This is a genomic window from Ensifer sp. SSB1, assembly GCF_016652895.1.
Lineage (GTDB): Bacteria > Pseudomonadota > Alphaproteobacteria > Rhizobiales > Rhizobiaceae > Ensifer.
Genome location: NZ_JAEPRP010000149.1, coordinates 1 through 18,579, shown reverse-complemented (window position 1 = coordinate 18,579; position 18,579 = coordinate 1). Strand labels below are relative to the sequence as shown.

Annotated in this window: 18 protein-coding genes; 7 read left to right on the top strand and 11 right to left on the bottom strand. The window is 60.6% G+C overall.

Translation table 11 applies throughout. The features are described from left to right. From I8N66_RS28330 to I8N66_RS28300, 7 genes are all read right to left on the bottom strand, one after another. Positions 1-457, bottom strand: a 457-nt coding sequence (locus tag I8N66_RS28330) for a sugar phosphate nucleotidyltransferase (RefSeq protein ID WP_291161062.1), incomplete at its 3' end; no start/stop codon positions are given. Positions 458-461: 4 nt separating this feature from the next. Further along, positions 462-1,478, bottom strand: coding sequence for a glycosyltransferase family 2 protein (locus I8N66_RS28325; RefSeq protein WP_291161067.1), 1,017 nt, complete (start codon positions 1,476-1,478; stop codon positions 462-464). Continuing rightward, positions 1,478-2,404 (bottom strand): glycosyltransferase, encoded by a 927-nt coding sequence (locus tag I8N66_RS28320; protein WP_291161059.1) that lies wholly within the window; start codon positions 2,402-2,404, stop codon positions 1,478-1,480. Before I8N66_RS28320 ends, I8N66_RS28325 begins: the two co-directional genes overlap by 1 nt. After that, positions 2,401-3,399: a glycosyltransferase family 2 protein gene (locus I8N66_RS28315; RefSeq protein ID WP_291161055.1), complete on the bottom strand. Its 999-nt coding sequence runs from the start codon at positions 3,397-3,399 to the stop codon at positions 2,401-2,403. The genes I8N66_RS28320 and I8N66_RS28315 overlap by 4 nt, the downstream gene beginning before the upstream one ends. Beyond that, a complete protein-coding gene (locus tag I8N66_RS28310) occupies positions 3,396-4,601 on the bottom strand; it encodes a glycosyl transferase family 1 (protein ID WP_291161052.1) in 1,206 nt (401 codons plus the stop codon). The genes I8N66_RS28315 and I8N66_RS28310 overlap by 4 nt, the downstream gene beginning before the upstream one ends. Positions 4,602-4,804: 203 nt before the next feature. After that, positions 4,805-5,587, bottom strand: coding sequence for a glycoside hydrolase family 16 protein (locus I8N66_RS28305; protein ID WP_291161049.1), 783 nt, complete (start codon positions 5,585-5,587; stop codon positions 4,805-4,807). Positions 5,588-5,589: 2 nt separating this feature from the next. Further along, positions 5,590-6,705 (bottom strand): acyltransferase, encoded by a 1,116-nt coding sequence (locus tag I8N66_RS28300; protein WP_291161065.1) that lies wholly within the window; start codon positions 6,703-6,705, stop codon positions 5,590-5,592. 190 nt (positions 6,706-6,895) lie between these two features. Here I8N66_RS28300 and I8N66_RS28295 point away from each other — a divergent pair, with 190 nt between their 5' ends. After that, the gene (locus I8N66_RS28295) at positions 6,896-7,093 is read left to right on the top strand and encodes a hypothetical protein (protein ID WP_291161046.1); all 198 of its coding nucleotides are present in this window, start codon (positions 6,896-6,898) and stop codon (positions 7,091-7,093) included. A 25-nt stretch (positions 7,094-7,118) separates the two neighbouring features. Here I8N66_RS28295 and I8N66_RS28290 read toward each other — a convergent pair whose 3' ends face one another. Continuing rightward, on the bottom strand, positions 7,119-8,603 hold the full coding sequence (locus I8N66_RS28290; RefSeq protein ID WP_291161042.1) for a lipopolysaccharide biosynthesis protein: 1,485 nt from the start codon (positions 8,601-8,603) through the stop codon (positions 7,119-7,121). Between the two features lie 121 nt (positions 8,604-8,724). On the opposite strand from I8N66_RS28290, the gene I8N66_RS28285 reads away from it, so the two are divergent. Then, the gene (locus I8N66_RS28285; RefSeq protein WP_291161039.1) at positions 8,725-9,690 is read left to right on the top strand and encodes a glycosyltransferase family 2 protein; all 966 of its coding nucleotides are present in this window, start codon (positions 8,725-8,727) and stop codon (positions 9,688-9,690) included. 87 nt (positions 9,691-9,777) lie between these two features. Then, the gene (locus tag I8N66_RS28280) at positions 9,778-10,725 is read left to right on the top strand and encodes a polysaccharide pyruvyl transferase family protein (protein WP_223728964.1); all 948 of its coding nucleotides are present in this window, start codon (positions 9,778-9,780) and stop codon (positions 10,723-10,725) included. Positions 10,726-10,770: 45 nt separating this feature from the next. Here I8N66_RS28280 and I8N66_RS28275 read toward each other — a convergent pair whose 3' ends face one another. Together I8N66_RS28275 and I8N66_RS28270 are read right to left on the bottom strand one after the other, a co-directional pair. Then, positions 10,771-11,781 carry a glycosyltransferase family 2 protein gene (locus tag I8N66_RS28275; RefSeq protein ID WP_365887996.1) on the bottom strand — a complete coding sequence of 337 codons (1,011 nt, stop codon included), beginning with the start codon at positions 11,779-11,781 and terminating at the stop codon, positions 10,771-10,773. 220 nt (positions 11,782-12,001) lie between these two features. After that, positions 12,002-12,286, bottom strand: a complete 285-nt coding sequence (locus tag I8N66_RS28270) for an exopolysaccharide production repressor protein (protein WP_223728962.1) — start codon at positions 12,284-12,286, stop codon at positions 12,002-12,004. Between the two features lie 737 nt (positions 12,287-13,023). Between I8N66_RS28270 and I8N66_RS28265 the strand changes: the two genes are divergently transcribed. The 4 genes from I8N66_RS28265 to I8N66_RS28250 all read left to right on the top strand — a co-directional run bounded on the left by I8N66_RS28265 (position 13,024) and on the right by I8N66_RS28250 (position 17,363). After that, the gene (locus I8N66_RS28265; RefSeq protein ID WP_113540625.1) at positions 13,024-13,704 is read left to right on the top strand and encodes a sugar transferase; all 681 of its coding nucleotides are present in this window, start codon (positions 13,024-13,026) and stop codon (positions 13,702-13,704) included. Positions 13,705-13,774: 70 nt separating this feature from the next. Next, positions 13,775-15,046, top strand: a complete 1,272-nt coding sequence (locus tag I8N66_RS28260) for a polysaccharide biosynthesis/export family protein (protein ID WP_291161029.1) — start codon at positions 13,775-13,777, stop codon at positions 15,044-15,046. Between the two features lie 8 nt (positions 15,047-15,054). Continuing rightward, complete coding sequence (locus I8N66_RS28255; protein WP_291161027.1) at positions 15,055-16,338, top strand: O-antigen ligase; 1,284 nt, start codon at positions 15,055-15,057, stop codon at positions 16,336-16,338. Between the two features lie 23 nt (positions 16,339-16,361). Then, entirely contained in the window at positions 16,362-17,363 is a 1,002-nt protein-coding gene (locus tag I8N66_RS28250) for an acyltransferase (RefSeq protein ID WP_291161024.1), read from the top strand. A 54-nt stretch (positions 17,364-17,417) separates the two neighbouring features. Here the strand turns inward: I8N66_RS28250 and galE are convergent, their stop codons facing one another. Then, positions 17,418-18,404, bottom strand: a complete 987-nt coding sequence (gene galE / locus I8N66_RS28245; protein WP_291161021.1) for a UDP-glucose 4-epimerase GalE — start codon at positions 18,402-18,404, stop codon at positions 17,418-17,420. Positions 18,405-18,579: the final 175 nt, after the last annotated feature.

The window sequence follows — 18,579 nt, the reverse complement described above, 5'->3', positions numbered from 1 at the left end:
AGAGATCGACGAGACCTGCCATGCAGCCGCGCGCGCCATGACACAGCATATCGGGCAAAAGCAGAGCGAAAGGCTCATCACCGATCAAGTCACGGGCGCACCAGACGGCATGGCCGAGACCGAGTGGCGCCTGCTGCCGCGTGAAGCTGACGGAGCCGGCGCGGGGCAGCATCTCCTCCAACTCGGAGATCTGGGCCTTCTTGCCGGAACGGGTCAGCGACGAGATGAGCTCCGGCGTGTCGTCGAAGTGGTCCTCGATTGCCTGCTTGTTGCGGCTGGTAACGAAAACGATGTGCTCTATTCCCGCCTGGCGGGCTTCATCGACCGCATATTGCACGACCGGACGATCGACGATCGTCAGCATCTCCTTGGGTATCGCCTTTGTCGCGGGGAGGAACCGCGTTCCATTGCCGGCGACCGGGATCACAGCTTTCCTGACGGTCCTGATACGGTCCATAGCTTTATCCTTTGCGTACGTGAGGGCTATTGCCCGAGGTGGATCGTTCAGCCGCCACTATCGGTGTGGCGGACTTCAATCGTGCGAACGGCGCAAGCAAACGGCGCAGCCGCACGGCGATCGGCATTTTGAGGTGCCGAAGCGCTCGGGGGTCGGAGAAGGCCACCTGGGCGGCGCCTACCAACGATTTGGATTTCAGATGATCGACCAAACGCAGGAAGGCATGCGCTTCGCTGAGGCTCCTGTCGCGGCGACGCTGCATTGTCATCGCTTCGGCATCGATCGCGTGTTTTGCGAGGAAATCCCTGTCGGCTGCGATCATCGCATCGATATGGCGAAGTTCGAGCACCCGGGAAATCGAGCCCTCGCGAATGTGGTAGCAATAGCCGGCTGAAGGATCGACGACGCAGCGCCCGCCGCAGGCAAGCGCGGACGCCAGCAGGATGTAGTCTTCACCGATCCGGATGGCTTCCTCGAAGCGCAGCCCGTGCTCGTTCAGAAAACGACGCTCGAAAACAGGCTTCATATAGCCAAAATTATAGGTCGAGCGGAAAAGCACATTGGATTGAATGAACGCCGCAAGCGTCAGCACCCGGTGGTGTTCGAGCAAGGCTTCGGGAAACATGCGCTCCACGCGCCCGTCGAGGTTTGCAACATCGATGTTGTCGACGGCAATCTCAGCGCCGGCGGTCGACGCCAAATCGATCATGCGGGAAAGCCGCCTGGGACTGATGGTGTCGTCCGCGTCGAGAATAGCGATCCATGTGCCGCGTGCGGCTTCAAGCCCGGCATTGCGCGCTCCGCCCGGCCCACGGTTTTTTTCAAGCCGCAACAGCCGTACGCGGGGATCAGCGATCTCTTCGACCACGGCACAGGTGTTGTCGGCAGAGCAATCGTCGACGACGATCACTTCCAGATCGACGTTTTCCTGGGCGAGCGCGCTCAAAACGGCGCGCCGGATCGTGTCTGCGGCGTTATAGGCCGCGACGACAAAACTGACCTCTGGTGGGGGAAGCGTCATCAGGCGGTCGCGGCCCCATATTGCTGGAGTTCGCGCACGCCAAGCAGCCCACTGACGACGCCCGCATGCATGATGGCGCGCAAGGCGTAGCGCGAGCGGGCGACAGGCGATCCGAGAAGGATGAGGCTCGCCGCCGCGCAATAGCCGGATTTGGCCGTCGCCCGGGCGATTTCCACCATCTGCCTTGCGGGTCGGCCCGGCTCACTTAACAGGCGCCCGTGGGTCTGGCCGGAGCGGAAGCGGCGCTTGGCAAGCCAGGCAAGGCGCGCACGCTTTTCCGGAACCGGCTCGAAAACCAACGCATCCGGCGCATAGGCGAGACGTCCGCCGGCCGCATGCATATGGCGGAAGAACTCCGTGTCCTCGCCGCCGGTCCGTCCCAGCGCCAGGTTGAACCGTCTGCCGAAAAGGACCGGCCGGGTAAGATCGATCAGCACATTGCAGGTGTAGCCCGTGCGGATTTCGCCCTCGACCCACACCGGTCGGGTCGAATGAAAGTCGCCCCGACGCATCCAGTTCGGCGCGGACAACGCGTATTCGGCGCGCACCGGGCCGAGCACGACATCGGCCCCGGTCGCAAGCGCCGTATCGAGCAATTGCACGAGCCACGTTCTCGCCACCGTCTCGTCGTCATCGACGAAGGCGAGATAGTGGCCGGCGCTGTTGTCGAGACAGGCATTGCGGGCGATCGAAATGTTCGACGCCGGGCAATGCACGTAGAGGATCTCGAAAGGCATGGTCGGGCGCATCTGGTTGACCAATGCCTCGGCACTCGGCGTCGTGTCGTTGTCGGCGACGATGTCGCGGATGTCGACGTCAGAGGGCACCGTGATGAGCGCCAGCGAATGCAGCGTTTCAGCAAGCTCCGGGCGGCGGAAGGTGCAGACCGCAATATCGATCTGCTTTCTGGCGAACGTTCCGGTCATGGCGCCACCTTTCGGTTTCGCGAGGTGAGCAGCTCGCGCCAAAAGCCGGCCGACCAGGCGAAATGCATGACCATGGCCGAAAAGGCCGCAAGCGGGCCGTAGGGGTTCCTTTGCCCAAGCGCCATCCACATACCGTAGCCGATGCAGGCGGCGGCCCAGAGCGCCACCGGCACGACGGCGAGCCAGTTGATGACGGCGAGCAGAGCGCCGACGGCGACCGGTGCCACGGCAAGCGGCAGAAGCTGGCGAAGGTTCGGCCAGGCGCGGTGTTTCAGGACATTGCGCGCGCGCCCACGTCCATAGGCGAAATACTGGCGAAAAAGCGGGCCGACCTTGGCGCGCGGATAATAGACCATGCTCGTCCGGTCGGTCATCCAGATGCGATAGCCTCCCTGACGGAAGCGGTAGTCGAACTCTGCATCTTCGTTGTGACTGAAGATTTCGTCATAACCGCCGATCGCCTGAAAGGCGGATATGCGCATCAGTGCATGGTGACCGTGATCGGCCCAGTGGCTCGTCGCTCCAAGTCGATGCTTTGCGCCGCCATTGCCGAGTTTGGAATTCTGGGCGTAGGCCGTCGCCTTCTGGAACGGCGTGAAGCCGACCGTCTGCATCGCGACGACAACCGAGTCCGCACCGGTCTCGAGCGCTTCTTCGACAAGGCGCTCGCAGTAGTCGTCAGGATAGGTTCCGTGCGCATCGATCCGGATCAGATAGTCGAAGGCCGCCCCGTATTCAGCCACGGCCAGATTGATCGCCGCACTCTGAATGCGCTTGGGGTTGTCGAGGGCAAGGACCGATGCGTCCGCCGCAGCGAGGCGGGCAGCAATGTCGCGCGTGCCATCCGTGCTGCCGCCATCGACGACCAGAATGGCACCGTTGAGACGCGCCGCAGAGGGCCGCAATCTCTCGACCAGGCCCTCAAGGTGCTCGGCCTCGTTGAGGCAGGGAATGACGATAAGGGTTCGTATCGAAGCCAGCGTGTTGTTGCTCATGACAATCCGCCTTCGTTCTGGGGCGTTGCGGAAAGGTTCGGCGCAATCCACGGCGGAGCCGCCGATGTTGCCGCCTGCAGGCGACGGACAAGGTTTTCACAGTCGCTGCGATTGAAGATCCAGGTATCGGCTCCACATGCCGCAATCCGGTCGGATGCCTCGGCGTAACATTCGGGGTCGACCGAGCCGAGGAGGGCGACGAGAGCCTCCGGCTCCGCTTCGTCGAGGAGCATGCCGAGGCCGCGGATCGCAAGGAATCTTGCTGTCTCGGTACCGCGCAGCGCAATCGGCACTCGACCGAAACGGCAGCCCTCGTAGAGCCGGTTCGGCAACAGCCATGTCGAGTTCTGGCCTTCCTCGAAGAAATCGATCGCCCAGGTGAAGTGCACGTCGGAATAGATGGCGCCCAGTTCCTCCGGGCTGCGGTAGGGCCCGTGGAACTGGATGAACGGCTCATTGCGGACGAAGCCGTCGAAGTCGTCGAACTCCGAATAGGCGGGCCGGCCGCGCAGCACGATCTCGAAGCGTCCTTCCATCCTGCGGGAAAAGGCTGCCAGCAGTGCCAGAGACTTGCGGCAGCGCAGTGCGCCGAACCAGCCGATCCGCCACGGCCCATCCTCTGCCGGCGTTGCTGCCGGAGCGAGCGGCCGCGCTGTGGTTTCGCCGAGCTCGAGCACCTTGTTTTCCAGGATCATGGTCGGCGCCGAGATGCCGGAAAGCGGACGGAAGTAATGTTCGACGAAGGCCGGAGAACTGGTGATCAGCAGCCGGGCATCACGCCCGAGGAACGCTTCGCTCGCCCGCAAAGTCTTGCCGGCGATGTCGCGGCGCAAAAGCAGGCGGTGAATGTCGAGACATTCGTAAACGATCGGCACGTCACCGCCGAAAACACTGACGGCCTGCCTGGCGATCGCCAGCATGTCGAGATTGCGCGCAATGATCACATCAGGGCGTTCGACATTGCGCAGCGCCTGCCTGAGCGAAAAGCAGCTCTTGGCGATCGCACCGATCCGTTGGACGAAACGCCCGTCATGTGTCGTTCCGAGCTCAATCGGCTCGATGCCTTCGATCGCCGCCAGCGGGTTGGCGTCGCGCCTGAACCCCGCAAGCTTGACCCTTGCGCCCCCGGCAAGGAGCATCAGGACGCGCCGGCGAACGGCGGGGTCGGCAAGATCCTGTGCGAAATAAAGTACCTGCAGCATGAATCCCCGGTTTTCTGCTTGGCCGTCGCCGAGCATGGATGAGAACGTTGCGCTTTGCCGTTTGAACGCGCGGCTTATGAGTGCGGCTTCTGATCGCCGCCTAGAGCGCCGTGCGTTCATATGAACGCACAAAGGACGCTCTAGCTCTTTGATTCTAGAGCATCTTTCCGCTTTCAAGTGATTCCACTTGAAAGCGGGATGCTCTAGTTCGTTCGGCAGGCGACCGACTCGGCAAACTGGCATTTATCGCCAGGCGCCGTGAACGCGATCCGATCGATCTGCATTGTCGACGGTCCCTTGTAGGAGAAGACGCCCATCCAATCGGAAAGCGTGTCGGTTCCCCAAAGGCTGAAGAAGATCTTCTGCGGATTGGTTGGGATCTTCGCGGGGTCGGTGACTTCGTGGACCAGTTCGCCGTTGACGTAGTAGCGGATACGCTCTTTTTCCCAGACAAAGGCGTAGTCGTTGAAGCCCTGGTTGGCGCCGCCAGGCACATCGGCGAGCTTTTCGTTGCCGCCCTTGGCGGAGACATATTGGTTGATCTGAACCTTTGCCGGGTTCTTGCCGAGGACTTCGAAATCGATCTCGTCATGCGGCTTCTTGTCGGCCGGGCCGATATAGGTGAAGAACGCTGAGTTCAGCCCGGAACCATCGGCCGTCTTGATGCGGGCCTCGTAGGTGCCGTAGCTGAAGCGCTTGCGTGTCTGGATCTCGCCGCAGCTGTAATCGCGCTTGCCAAGCTTTCCTTCGGTGAAGGAGAGTTCCGCAATGCCGTTCTCAACCTTCACCTGCTTCTTGGACCAGGTGCAGTTCTGGTGTGCTCCGTTGTCCCATCCGTCCGAGACGTACCAGATGCCGGTGTCGAGGGTATCGAAGTTGTCAATGAAGGACGTTGCCTCGGCTGTGCTCGCGGCGTTTGCCGGGCCGGCAAGGCCAATGGCGATAAGGCTCAACAGGGCGAGGCGGTGAGGTCCGGAAGATCTCATGGTCAGGTCCTTTGCTGTGGTGAGAATTCGGCGCGCGCTTCTGCCGGCAGCGCCTTCGCGCTTTGGGCGGCTCCCGCTCGGCTGCCGGTCAGGATTGCGGTCAGGTTCGGAAGCCAACGCCCGGCGAGGCCATAGGCGGCGACAAGGATGGCGATCGTGATGAACGGGACCGTGTAGTAGAAGGCCGGGTAGTATCCGAAGCCCGTGCGGTTCCAGATCATCCAGAAGAGAACCAGCAGCGGATAGTGCGTACAGAAGATCCAGAAGCTGAGCCCGCCACCACGCGCCAGCGATGCCCCGAAGCTCGTGCGGACCAGCAGCGCTGAAACCGCCCAGGAACCAAGGATGCCGGACAGCGCCGCCAGGCTGCGCAGCATATCGACCCAGACGGGGAAGTCGGGTCCGTACGGATAGAGCACGAGCGAAAGCAGCACCGAAGCACCAAGAACGGTAATGGCGATCGGCCAGGAAAAACGGTCGAGACTGCGCACGTCAACGCGATGGAGACTCATGTAGATGCCGGCGCTGAAACCAAAGAGGATCGACTTCTTCAGGAAGATCCCGTTTGGCAACGGCAGCACGGCATAGGCGAACAGCAGGGCGAGCGTCTGCATTGGATAGCGCATGATCAGCCACGCCAGTACCGGCGACAGCACGATGCAAAGCAGTAGATCCCTGAGGAAGTAGAGCGGCACGTTGATCGGCAGGTCCTGGAACGCCACGGCGAGGTTCAACCATTCCCGCGAGCCTGCGCCCGCGACATCCGGCAGGTAGCCGAAGCCGATACCCTTGCTTTGCGCAACGAAGGCCAGCGCAAGAAAAGCTATGTTCCAAAGCAGGAAGGGCAACAGGACGGTTCTTGCCTTGGTCTTGAAGGTCTTGCCATAATCGAAGCTGTCGAGGCCACGCCGAAACAGCAGATAGCCGGAGATTGCACTGAGGCACGGGACACCAACACGAAACAGGCTGTCGCCAAGAAAGACGCGCAACCAGTCAAGCACGCCATACGTGCCGAGATACGGGCTCGTCGCCGGATCATGCGGCACATGCACGAAGACGATGCCGGAGATCAGCACGATCCGCATCAGATTGATCCGCGATGAGATGTTCGCGTTCACATCCACGATGTCCGTCACCCCTATCTGCCAGCGCCATTCAGGCGACGGTTTCAACAGAGCAGACCAGAGCCCGCATTCACTCAGTTAAAGGCTAGGCTTGAGCGCGGCTAAAAATATGGCGCCGCAACAAACGAATCGACCGTATTCTGCTGCGTCGCAGCATGAGAAGACGTTACGTTGATAGGAGTATATGCCTATCAGGGTGCGGATGGCCGGGAAAAAACCCTATTGCGGCGGCGGTTGCGAAATATTATCAGGCGCTTATTTGTTGATGCTTGTGATTGTGATTGATGATGTTGCACATGATAAAATTGTGCTGTTTTTCTCATTTATCACGCTTCAAGACGGCCGGGTCGGCGCCAGCCAAGCCGAAATGCGGCGAGGGTGAGGCAGTTTTCAGCCGTTGAAATCGGTTATTCCGCCGCCGCGGGCGCGGTCGGCGAGACATTGCGTCTGCGGATCATACCGTAGAGTTTCAGCAACAATGGACGCTCCATCAGAAGCATCAGCACGAGATAGATCAGTCCGCCGACCGCGGTTCCGATAACCACCTGCACGACCGCGTTCGGGACAATTGCACCATAGAAATCCAGCAAAAGCCTGACGGCAACCGCCATCGCGGATGCCGCGATCATCGGCCTGATCGAGACCAGGAGGTTGCGGAAGAAGGGCAGGCGGTCTGCCCGGAATACCACCCAGGAATAGGCGACCAGCGTTGCCAGATTGACGACGCAGAGCGCAATCATCGCCTCAACCAGCGAGCCGCCGATGGCGCCATAGGCGACGGCTGCTGTCGTCACCACAGCGCGGATCACTGCCCACCAGAAGAGAACTGTGCCCTGGCCGATGCCCTTGAGATAGGGGACGTAGGTGCTGCAGGGCGTCAACAGTCCCTTGGACAGCGCAAGCAGGCCGAGGACCGGCCAGGCGGCAGCCCACTGCCGGCCGAAAAGCACCAACATCGCCGGTTCGGCAAGCGCCCAAAGACCGAACATCATCGGCGCCAACAGCACGGTGGTGACCTGCGTGCTCAGCATCAGCGCCTGTGATCGACGCTCGCGATCCTCGCCCATATGGCTGAAAGCGGGAAAGAGCACGCCCATGACCGCCGAAAGGACGATCTGGTTGGGAATACTGGAAAAGCGGTTCGCCGCCGAATAGGCGCCGGCGTCCGAGAGGCCAAGGTAGCGGCTGATCACCACCATCGGCGACTGGAAGGTAATGAAGTTGGCGATCTCGGACCCCATCATGCCGAAACTGAACCGGCTGAGCGTCAGAACGCGGCCAACGGAAAAAACCAGCCGGGGCACATAGCCCGAGACTGCATAGAGCCCGGCAAGGCGGATGAATGCGGAAACGAAAAGCTGCGCCAGCAGCGACCAGACGCCGAAGCCAAAAAGGGCTGCGCCGACGGCGACAAGCGCCCCGACGGTCTCGGATAGCATGGTCCAGACGGCGTCCTTGCTGAAATTCATCCGTCGAGCGAGGAGAGAATAGGCGACGTCTCCGCCAAGTTGCAGCGGGATCAGCACGCTCATGATCCGCAGCAGGTAACCGGCTTCGGGTGCTCCAAGCAGGCTTGCCAGCGGATCGGCGAAGACGAAAAGCCCAAGCGCCATCAGGAGCGCGACGGCAAGATTGGCCCAAAACGCCGAGTGGATGAGCTCCATATCTTCCTCGCGCTGGATGATGAGCGCGGAGGCAAGACCGGCGCCGCCGATCATCGCCAGGAACTGCACGACCGTGAGCGCAACGGCCACCGTGCCGAACTCTTCCGGCGTCAGGATGCGCGCCAGAATCGGCACCGTGACAAACTTCAGCCCGAAAGTACCTGTCTTTGAAAGGACGCTCCAGCCGACGTTCCGCGTCACAGACATGGCATTTACGGTTGAGGGCATAAAGAGCATCCTTGATGCCTTTGAAGGATTTCCGACAAAGGACCTGGGCTAAATATAAGGCCGCGACCCGGTGGGAGGAGACCACGCAAGACTCTATTAGAGAAACCGCAGGGGCGAAAAGATGGCGAAGCTGACTGTTATTATTCCGTACTATCAGAAGGAATCGGGTATTCTCCGGCGGGCACTTGCCTCCGTCTTTGCCCAGTCATTTCAGGACTTCCATGTCCTGGTGATAGACGATCGTTCTCCCTATTCGATTGAGGCGGAGTTGGGGCCGTTAAGTGATCAGGAGCGCGCACGCGTGACCGTGATTCGGCAGCCCAATCAGGGACCTGGCGGCGCTCGAAACACTGGGTTGGACCATGTTCCCGAGGATGCCGAGTTCGTGGCATTCCTCGATTCCGACGATGAATGGACCCCGGATCATCTGAAGAATGCCTATGAATGCATGAGCCGCTTCGGCGCCGACTGCTATTGGGCGTCGATCACCGGCGGGGATGCGTTCTACTATCATTTCGATGTTGCCGAGCTAACGCAAACCAACAGCGTCGTCAGGCTGCAGGAGGCGCCGCTGGTCGTCGAAATTCCTGATCTGACCAACGTGATGCTCGAGAACTGGAGCTTCCTGCACCTTTCCTGCATGGTGATCGGGCGCAGCCTTTTCGAGAAGATCCGCTTCGATGCGGCGCTAAGGCTGGCGGCTGAGGACGTCCTGTTTTTCTGCGACTGCATTCTTGCCGCCGAACGGGTCGTGCTTTGTGACGAAGCGGGCGCCGAGCGCGGTGAGGGCATCAACATCTTCCACTCGATCGACAACGATTCGCCAGAGTTCCTGCAGCAGCAGTTCAACACCTTTGTTGCTCTGGAAACGCTCGAGGGGCGCTTCTCGCGCAAACCCGCGGCAATCGCGTCGATCCGCTCCTATCAGCATACAGCACGCCGTCAGGCGCTGTGGAGCCAGGCCCGTCGGCTCAAGCGACGCAAATCTCCCCAATTCCGACTGCTGGCGCGTTGGGTCCTGCGTGATCCGAGGCTCCTGCGAAGCGCGCTGGAACTCGCCGTCGGCAAGTTTTCGCGATCAAATTGATCACACAACGCTCCTTCGAGGAGGAACACCAAGGCCGCTCAGCGCGGTATCCGGACACATGAAGCATCTTGAAAGAAGGGACTGCCCATGAAGCCCTATTACTGGGAATCTCAGCATGGCAATTTCGGCGACGACCTCAATCTTTGGCTATGGGATTTCCTGCTGCCGGGGTTCCGTGACGTTCACGAGGAAATCCTGCTGGTGGGCGTCGGCACCGTGCTCAACCGGGCGCTTTTACCCGACGGCATCCGAAAGCTCGTTATCGGCAGCGGCTTCGGCTACGGCACCCTGCCGGACATGCGCGATCCGAAGGAGTGGGACATCCGCTGCGTCCGAGGGCCGTTGACCGCCGAGAAGATCGGCGTTTCGCCGGACCTTGGCATCGTCGATCCCGCCGTGATGGTCGCGGAAATGCCGGAGTTCAAGACCTTGCCGAAGCTCCACAAGCGCAGCTTCGTGCCACATTGGGAAAGCGCCATTGCCGGCATGTGGCCGGTGACCTGTGGTACTGTCGGCCTGCATTATATCGATCCGCGCGGCGAAGCCAAAAGTGTGATCCGCGAGATTGCGCAGTCGGAACTCATCGTCGCCGAATCGATGCATGGCGCGATCCTTGCAGACGCCTTTCGCGTGCCGTGGGTGGCCGTGACGACATCGGAAAGCATCAACAGCTTCAAGTGGAACGACTGGGCAAGCACCGTCGGCGTCCACTACCGACCCCGCCACGTGCCGGTGTCGAGCCGCGCCGAAGCCATGATCAAGGGCGAACGCTTCTGGGGCATGGACTTCGAGGCGCAGACGGTGGCTGAGGCGCCGAACCTTCGACCGATCGATCATGACGTGATGGTGGCAACGACCGAGCCGAGGCAGACTTTTTTGCGCAGCGCAGCCAAGCAGGTTCTCGCCGCACCTTCCACGCTTGCGCTTTGGCAGGCGATCCGCACGACACCGCAATTGAGCCGCGACGAAAGACTTGCCGAACGGAAGGAACGTTTTCAGGAGGCCCTTGCAGCCGTGCGTCAATCATACTTCTGATGGTCCTGCCACGGCACCTCGAAAGTGCCGTGGCCGGCATGATGACTACCTCTGCCCGTCGGCCGTGGCGGGCAGCAGATAGCGCAGCCCCCCGGCGCCGCCGAGGGCCGCTTGAGCATCCGAATGCGGCTGTCTGAAGCGCTCGGTCTTGTCGGCAAGGATACCGATGGTCACAGCAGGTACCGCATCGGGTTGCTGAATGAGGTAGCCGACGGCAGCCATCGCGCCGCGTTCTCGTTTCAGGTCGAGAAAGTGTCGATGCTGATAGCGGTCCTTGATATGTCGCTCGTGCCTTCGGATCGCGGCCGCGGCTTCGCTTTCCAGCGTGCTTCCCGCCAGGATCATCCGATCCGCCTCATAGAGCCGCTTGAGATCCTCGGTGCGGTGGCTGCCGCTCAACGAGTTGCTGCGCACGATGGCGGCATAGCCACAGCTCCGGATGATCTTGTAGCGCGCGCCCTTGGCGAGCGCGCGCAGATAGAGATCGTAATCTTCCCCGAGCCGAAGCGGCTCCCGGTAGCGGATCGAATGCCGCTCCAGGAAGTCGCGTCGCATCAATGGCTTCAGAAACCCCACCTCGCCACGCTTCACGCCACGCCGAGAGATATTGCCCTCAACGAACTCGATCAGGCCGATGAGGCGGGGTTGCGGTTGGAAGGGTTCGATTTTCTCTGCGATATCGGTCGCTGCCGCCTCGTCGATGAAGGCGATATTGTCGGCGATCAGGTCCCAATCGCTCTCCACAAGCAAACGGCCGAGACGACCTGGCAGGAAGAAGTCATCAGCATCCAGGATTGCAAGCACCGGCGAGCGGCTGATCGATAGGGCGTGATTGCGGGCAGCCGATGGCCCGCGATTGCTTTCCAAGCGCACGATCGTCAGGCGGCCGCTGTGGTCGTCGGCGCCGTGCGCCGCGCCTTCGGTGTCATCGCTCGAGCCGTCGTCAATGACGATCACTTCGGCGCATTCTGGTTCTGCAAGGGCCGATGCGACGGCTCGGGCAATGGTACTTTCGGCATTCTTTGCGGCGATGATGACGCAGACGTCTGTGGTCATGAGGGCCTCCAGCATCGTGTCTCACGGGCAGCGCGCGGATCTGCGGGCGCTGCGGCACTTCGGTTCCTGCGTAGCTTTGCTTTTGGGCTAGCCGTGGCCACGCGACGCCGCCAAGGGTGGCGACGACCGGACCATGCATGGCGATCTTGTCGCAAACGCGTCAACTATGAGATTTTCTGGGGCCGTCTCGCGGGCCGCGGATCGGAAAGGGAGGGCCTGTTCAGCGATTGAAGTGGCCAGGACGATCGAGGCGTTGCGGCGCCGCACTGCCGGCTGTCTTGTCGTCGCCGGCCAATCGCGCCATCTCGGCGGCCTGTCTTTCCTTTTCGCGCGCCTTCTTCCACACCAGGTAAAGCACGGCGATGAAATAACCGACCTGCATCAGTACGGCGCATAGGATGGTCTGGATTAGCGTCGACGCCAGCGAGCCGTTTAGGAAATAGGTAACGATCGCAAATACGGCGAGGGCGCCGAGCATGCTCACAAGAACGCGCGGTGCGTACATGGCGCTACCTCGCACTCGGTTCTGTCGACGTTGTGGTCATCGGAGTTCGGCCTTTCCTCCTCAGAGTTCCAATATATTGGCAGCGCCCTTTCGCTTCAACCGTCAAAACCGCGCCCTGCCGCCACTCTGCCTCCAAAGTCTTTATGTCGCGTTTAGAACAACAGCATGCGAATCAAATTGGCCATTTTTCGATCTCACCACGATTCGATCCTTGCCACTCCATGGCAATCCCAAGGCAATTTCTCCACCTCCCGGCGCTTTGTGATGGTCGTACCGCCCGCTGGTTGCTGTCTGGGTAACGATTGAGATCACCTTTTGTTACGAAATTAACTTTTGGTGTCTCGTTGTGCGTGCGGCGCAAAACCTTGCTGCAACGCACCATTTCCGCGGAAAGACTGACGCCTGTCAATTTCTATCAGCGCCAAATCCGGCGGGCGCAGGTCAAGGCAAACATAACAGATACCAAGATATATTGGCTTTACGGCGACGCAATTGCGCGCCTCCGATACAATACACGAAAGTACCGAACGTAAGACTTCGCCGTCTGATAATATAACGGTTGCCGGGATGGAAATATTACATATTCGAAATCAGTGATATTCGTAATCGGCGTGCCGTTTGGGCACCCGCCATTATTTCGCCCTCAAAAGACAAATTCTCACCACACACTCTTTCTTGAATAGGAGTGTGCCCTTTCGAGGGACCGACCATTCGCCAACGTAAATGGAGTTATCTCTATGAAGTCTGCGACTCGATCGGCAAATCCGCCGTTTTTCAGTGCCGCAGAGACTGCGGCGCTCCCGCCTGTGGGTGGTGTTGCGAAGCGTGGCTTCGACATCTTTGCCGCTTCACTGGCGCTCGTCTTTTTGAGCCCGCTCTTCTTGATGCTGGTTGCGCTCGTCAAGTTCTCTGACGGTGGCAGCATTTTCTATGGCCATCGCCGTATCGGTCACAACGGGAAGTCGTTCCGTTGTCTGAAGTTCCGCACCATGCGGGCGGACGGTGACCGGATCTTGCAGGAGTATCTCAGAAACAATCCCACCGCCTACGAGGAGTGGCGCGCATCGCGCAAGCTGCAGGATGACCCCAGGGTCACCGTTGTCGGCAGCGTCTTGCGAAAGCTGAGCCTCGATGAGCTGCCGCAGCTCATCAACATCGTGCGCGGTGAAATGAGCATCGTCGGCCCACGGCCGGTGGTGCAGGACGAGCTGGAGCTCTACGACCAGGCCGCCGTGTACTACCTGCAATCGCGCCCCGGTCTCACCGGCCTTTGGCAGATCAGCGGACGTAACGACGTTTCCTACGCGGCTCGCGTCGCGTTCGATACCCATTATGTCCAGAACTGGTCCATGCTGAGCGACTTCTCCATCGTCGTGAAGACCATCCCAGCCGTTTGCTTCTCTCGCGGCAGCTACTGACGATCCACGCCTTTGCGCCCGCGCGACCGAAAGGTCGATCGCGGGATCGGCGTTTTTAACGGAAGCCCCTATGAAAACACACGCTCCGTCAGGGAAATCCCGGATTTCCCGCAAGGTGTCTCGTTTCCTTCACCACACGGTCCTGGTAGCCGTAGTGGTCCTCGGCGCCGCTCAAGCCGGCGCCGAGGAATATCAGCTTGGCACCATGGACAAGCTCAAGATTCGCGTCGCCGAGTGGCAGACCGCCGAAGGTGCGGTACGCGACTGGTCGGTCGTCACCGGGGAGTACACGGTCGGGCCGTCCGGCGCGCTATCGTTGCCGTTCATCGGCGACCTGCCGGCGGCCGGCAAGACGACCACCGAGGTCGGGGAGGCGATCGGCGAGAAAATGCAGACGCTGTTCGGTCTGCGCGATCGACCGTCCGCCTCCGTCGAACTCGCACAATATCGCCCGCTTTATCTTTCCGGTGAGGTCGAAAAGCCTGGCGAGTATCCATTCGTACCCAATCTGACGGTACTGAAGGCCATCAGCCTTGGCGGCGGATTGCGCCGTTCAGATAGCGGCCAGCGTTTCGCTCGCGACTACATCAACGCCCATGGCGATTCGAGCGTGCAATCGGCTGAACGCAACAGGCTGCTGATCCGGCGCGCCAGGCTTCAGGCCGAGATTGCGGACAAGCAAGGCATCGAATTGCCGAAGGACCTGCAGGGCGTAGCGGGTATCGACAAGCTTCTTGCAAACGAGACGGCTTTGATGAACTCCCGCGACAGGAAGCAGAAGCTGCAATTGAAGTCGCTCGCCGACTTGAAGGCATTGCTCGAAAGCGAAATCCAGTCGCTGGCAAAGAAGTCGGAAACGCAGAAGCGGCAGATGGAGCTGGCGGCGGAGGATCGCGAGAAGGTCGAGAGTCTCGCCGAAAAGGGACTGGCGCTCAGCCAGCGCAAGTTAGCGCTAGAGCAACGGGTGGCCGAATTGCAATCTGCTTTGCTCGACATCGATACGGCCTCGCTGAAGGCAAAACAGGATGTCAGCAAGGCGGCGCAGGACGAGACCAACCTTCGCAACGATTGGGACGCGCAACTGGCGCAGGATCTCCAGAACACCGAGGCAGAACTCGACACGCTGCAGATCAAGCTCGGCACCAGCCGGGACCTGATGGCGGAAGCCCTGCTGCAATCGGCTGAAGCGGCTCAGTCGAAGGACAATACGAAGGATGCCGTCATCGCCTATTCGATCATCCGCGAGCGTGACGGCAAGCCGTCCGAGATCGCAGCCGACGAAAACACGCCAGTGTTGCCGGGCGACGTGATCAAGGTTCAAGCGAACCTCGCGACACAGTAGGACCGATCGTGAGGATTGCGAAGTCGAGCTTGATATCGCCTGACCGCAATGGTGTCTATGGCACCGTTGCGATCGCGCTGTCGTTCTTCGTCTTCGCCTATTCCTCGCGTTTCGGGCAGGCATCGATCCTGCTTTATTACGCCCTGTGGCTGCCGCTCGTCCTTGTCGACTACCGTCGCGTGCTCGGCAACTACGGCAGGCGTCTGTGGATCCTCGGTTTTGCCGTCTTTGCCTGCCTGTCGGTCTTCTGGTCGGAAGCGCCTTCGATGACGGCACGCACAGGCATCCAGTATCTGTCGCATGTGGTGTGCGCGCTGATCGCCATGCGTCTGATCGACATCAGAACGCTGACGCGCGGTGCAATTGCGGGGATCGGGATCGTGCTTGTCTATTCCCTGCTTTTCGGCGTCTACCATCTCGATCCGCTTGACGGCACCTACAGTTTCGTCGGCGCTTTCTCGTCGAAAAACCAGCTCGGTTTCTACGCTTCGCTCGGCATCTATTTCGCCTTCATCGCGCCTGTGGCGCTTGGCGAGCGACGCTCCTGGCTGCTGGCGTCCGGCGCGGTCGGGCTGCTTGCGGCCTATTCGCTGCTGGCGTCGCAATCGGCCACATCCGTATTGACCACGGCGGTGATCATCGGGCTGTGGCTTGGCATGCGCGTCGTCGGCATGCTCTCGCCCGGCCACCGAAAGGGGCTGTTCCTGGCCGCCGTCATCTGCGGTGCGCTGGTCGCGGTCGCCGGCATCTATGGCGGCGGCGTCGATCTGGTGCTTGGCCTTTTCGGCAAGGATTCGACGCTGACTGGGCGGACCTATCTGTGGCAGCAGGGCATCGAGGCGGCCATGGCCTCGCCGATGGTGGGCGTAGGCTATCAGGCCTATTGGGTTCAGGGCTTCTCGGAGGCCGAGCGCCTCTGGGAAGAGTTCTACATCTCGACGCGCTCGGGGTTCCATTTCCACAACACCTTCATCGAGGCGATCGTCGAAACAGGCTTTATCGGGCTCGTTTTGCTATCGGGCATCCTGCTGACCACCGTTCTCGGTCACATCAAGCGCCTCTTGACGGAGGACCACGATATCCAGTCCTCGGTCCTCTTTGGCATCACGATGTTGCTGCTGGTGCGGTCTTTCGTGGAGATCGACATCATGAACCCCTATCACGTCGGCTCGTTCCTGCTCTATTTCGCCGCCGGCAAGCTGACCTTGCCGCAAATTCGACCGGACGCACGCTCGGCTGAGATCCAAAGAGCGCGGATCGTGCCGCAGGGCGTGGCACAGCTGAGGTATTGATGGATCGGACCAGCGGGGGCTCGATGAGCACAATCTACGGGATCCAGTACCTGCGCGCCGTTGCGGCGCTGGGCGTGGTCGTTTTTCATGCGGCCGAGCGCACTGGCCATCATTTCGCGATCGGCGCGGCCGGCGTCGACATATTCTTTGTCATCAGCGGTTTCATCATGTGGGTGATCAGCGAGCGCCGGCCGATGTCGCCGTTCTCTTTTTTGCGTGACCGCGTTCAAAGGATCGCGCCGGTCTATTGGCTGGCAACCGCAGTGATGGTCCTTGGCGGACTTGCCGGGCTCTTTCCCAATCTCGTGCTCAGCCCAACGCACGTGCTGGCATCGCTGTTGTTCGTACCGATACCATCCCCGAGCACCGGCGAGATCTGGCCGGTTCTCGTCCAGGGCTGGACTTTGAACTATGAGATGTTCTTCTACGCCGTCTTCGCTTTGACGTTGCTGCTGCCGCGATCACGACGATTGCTGGTAATCAGCACTTGTTTCCTGCTGCTGGTGGGCTTGGGCTTTGCCATCGACACCGACAATGCGCTGTTTTCGACCTATTCCCGGCCGATCATTCTTGAATTCGTGGCCGGCATGATCATTGCCGAACTGTGGCTGCGGGGCAGGGTACCGGGAGGCTATGCCGGCCTGGTCCTCATCGCGATAGGGGTTTCAGGTTTTGCGGCGCTCGCCGTGTTTCGTCTGCCTTTCGACGAATTCGTGCTTGGGCCTCTGGCCGTCCTGCTTGTCGTCGGCACCCTTTCGCTCGAAAGCCGGGGCTGGTTTCGCCCTCGTGGGTTGCCGATGCTCCTCGGCGATGCGTCCTATTCCATCTATCTCTGGCACACCTTCGCCATATCGGTCGTGGTGAAGGTCTGCGCCAGAGCGGGTGTTGATCTGGCCCTGTCAGCGTTTCTGGCCGTCTTGTCCGGGACGGTATTGGGCGTCGCCGCCTACGTCCTGCTCGAAAAGCCACTGACGCGACGTCTGCGCCCGCGGATCGCGCCGAAGCCATTGCAGCAGGCGGCGTAAATCTTTTGGTGCGGCGCGTGAAACGCCGCACCAAAATCAGCTATCAGCAGACTATCAAGCGCCCTGGTTGCGGCGCGAATGCCAGTTCCAGGCGGTACGGGTGATGTCCGCCAGGTCGTATTGCGGAACCCAGCCGAGAATGTCGCGCGCCTTGTCGTTGTTGGCGACCAGGGTCGTGGAATCGCCTTCGCGGCGTTCGACCAGATCGACATTGAACTCGCGGCCGGAGACGTCGGCGATCGCCGTCAAGAGCTCCTTCACGGTCGTGCCCGTACCGGTACCGAGGTTGAGCTCGACGCTGTCGCCGCCCGCCAGCAGGTATTCGACGGCGCGCACATGCGCATCGGCCAGATCAAGCACATGGATATAGTCGCGCACGCAGGTTCCGTCGCGCGTATCGTAGTCCGTACCGAAGATCTTGAAGCTCTGGCGGCGGCCAAGCGCAGCGTCGATGGCAAGCGGGATCGCATGCGTTTCAGGCTCGTGCCACTCGCCGATGCGGCCTTCCGGATCGGCGCCTGCGGCGTTGAAGTAGCGAAGGATCACAGACCGAAGGCCCTTGTACTGGCCATAGTCCTTCAGCGCCTGCTCGCACACCCACTTCGTTCGGCCGTAGGGGTTGATCGGCGCCTGACGATGCGCTTCGTCAATCGGCACGCGTTCCGGCAGGCCATAGGTGGCGCAGGTCGATGAGAAGACGAAGGCCTCGACGCCTGCGGCGAGCGCGGCAGAAAGAAGCGTCAGGGTGCCGATGACGTTGTTGTCGTAGAAGGAAACCGGATCCTTGACCGATTCACCGACCTCGATCATCGCGGCGAAGTGCAGGATGGCGCGCGGCTTGTGGCGGGCGAGCACCTCGTCGAGCCGTTGACGGTCCCGGATATCACCCTTTTCGAGCACGCCCCATTTGACGAATTCCTCGTGGCCGTTCGATAGGTTGTCGTAGACGACGGGCTCGAAACCCTTGTTGGCGAGTTCGAGACACGTATGCGAGCCAATGTAGCCGGCACCGCCGACGACGAGGACTTTGTTGCTTTCCATGATGCTTATGATCCTTGGGAGGTTCAGAGAAATTGCCAAGACTTTTCAACGGATGACAACAATGTCGTCAATGCTGCGCGCAATCAAGCACGCGTGCATGTCGGGTATGTGGCGGTGGTTATCAGCACGTTTCTTTCCACACCGGCAGGGGTTTGGGTCCGTCAAATTTGGTGGG

Coding starts and splice junctions, on each gene's coding strand:
- I8N66_RS28325 (WP_291161067.1), bottom strand. CDS start 1,478: ATGACGCTTCCCCCACCAGAGGTCAGTTTTGTCGTCGCGGCCTATAAC.
- I8N66_RS28320 (WP_291161059.1), bottom strand. CDS start 2,404: ATGACCGGAACGTTCGCCAGAAAGCAGATCGATATTGCGGTCTGCACC.
- I8N66_RS28315 (WP_291161055.1), bottom strand. CDS start 3,399: ATGAGCAACAACACGCTGGCTTCGATACGAACCCTTATCGTCATTCCC.
- I8N66_RS28310 (WP_291161052.1), bottom strand. CDS start 4,601: ATGCTGCAGGTACTTTATTTCGCACAGGATCTTGCCGACCCCGCCGTT.
- I8N66_RS28305 (WP_291161049.1), bottom strand. CDS start 5,587: ATGAGATCTTCCGGACCTCACCGCCTCGCCCTGTTGAGCCTTATCGCC.
- I8N66_RS28295 (WP_291161046.1), top strand. CDS start 6,896: ATGCCTATCAGGGTGCGGATGGCCGGGAAAAAACCCTATTGCGGCGGC.
- I8N66_RS28290 (WP_291161042.1), bottom strand. CDS start 8,603: ATGCCCTCAACCGTAAATGCCATGTCTGTGACGCGGAACGTCGGCTGG.
- I8N66_RS28285 (WP_291161039.1), top strand. CDS start 8,725: ATGGCGAAGCTGACTGTTATTATTCCGTACTATCAGAAGGAATCGGGT.
- I8N66_RS28280 (WP_223728964.1), top strand. CDS start 9,778: ATGAAGCCCTATTACTGGGAATCTCAGCATGGCAATTTCGGCGACGAC.
- I8N66_RS28275 (WP_365887996.1), bottom strand. CDS start 11,781: ATGACCACAGACGTCTGCGTCATCATCGCCGCAAAGAATGCCGAAAGT.
- I8N66_RS28270 (WP_223728962.1), bottom strand. CDS start 12,286: ATGTACGCACCGCGCGTTCTTGTGAGCATGCTCGGCGCCCTCGCCGTA.
- I8N66_RS28265 (WP_113540625.1), top strand. CDS start 13,024: ATGAAGTCTGCGACTCGATCGGCAAATCCGCCGTTTTTCAGTGCCGCA.
- I8N66_RS28260 (WP_291161029.1), top strand. CDS start 13,775: ATGAAAACACACGCTCCGTCAGGGAAATCCCGGATTTCCCGCAAGGTG.
- I8N66_RS28250 (WP_291161024.1), top strand. CDS start 16,362: ATGAGCACAATCTACGGGATCCAGTACCTGCGCGCCGTTGCGGCGCTG.
- galE (WP_291161021.1), bottom strand. CDS start 18,404: ATGGAAAGCAACAAAGTCCTCGTCGTCGGCGGTGCCGGCTACATTGGC.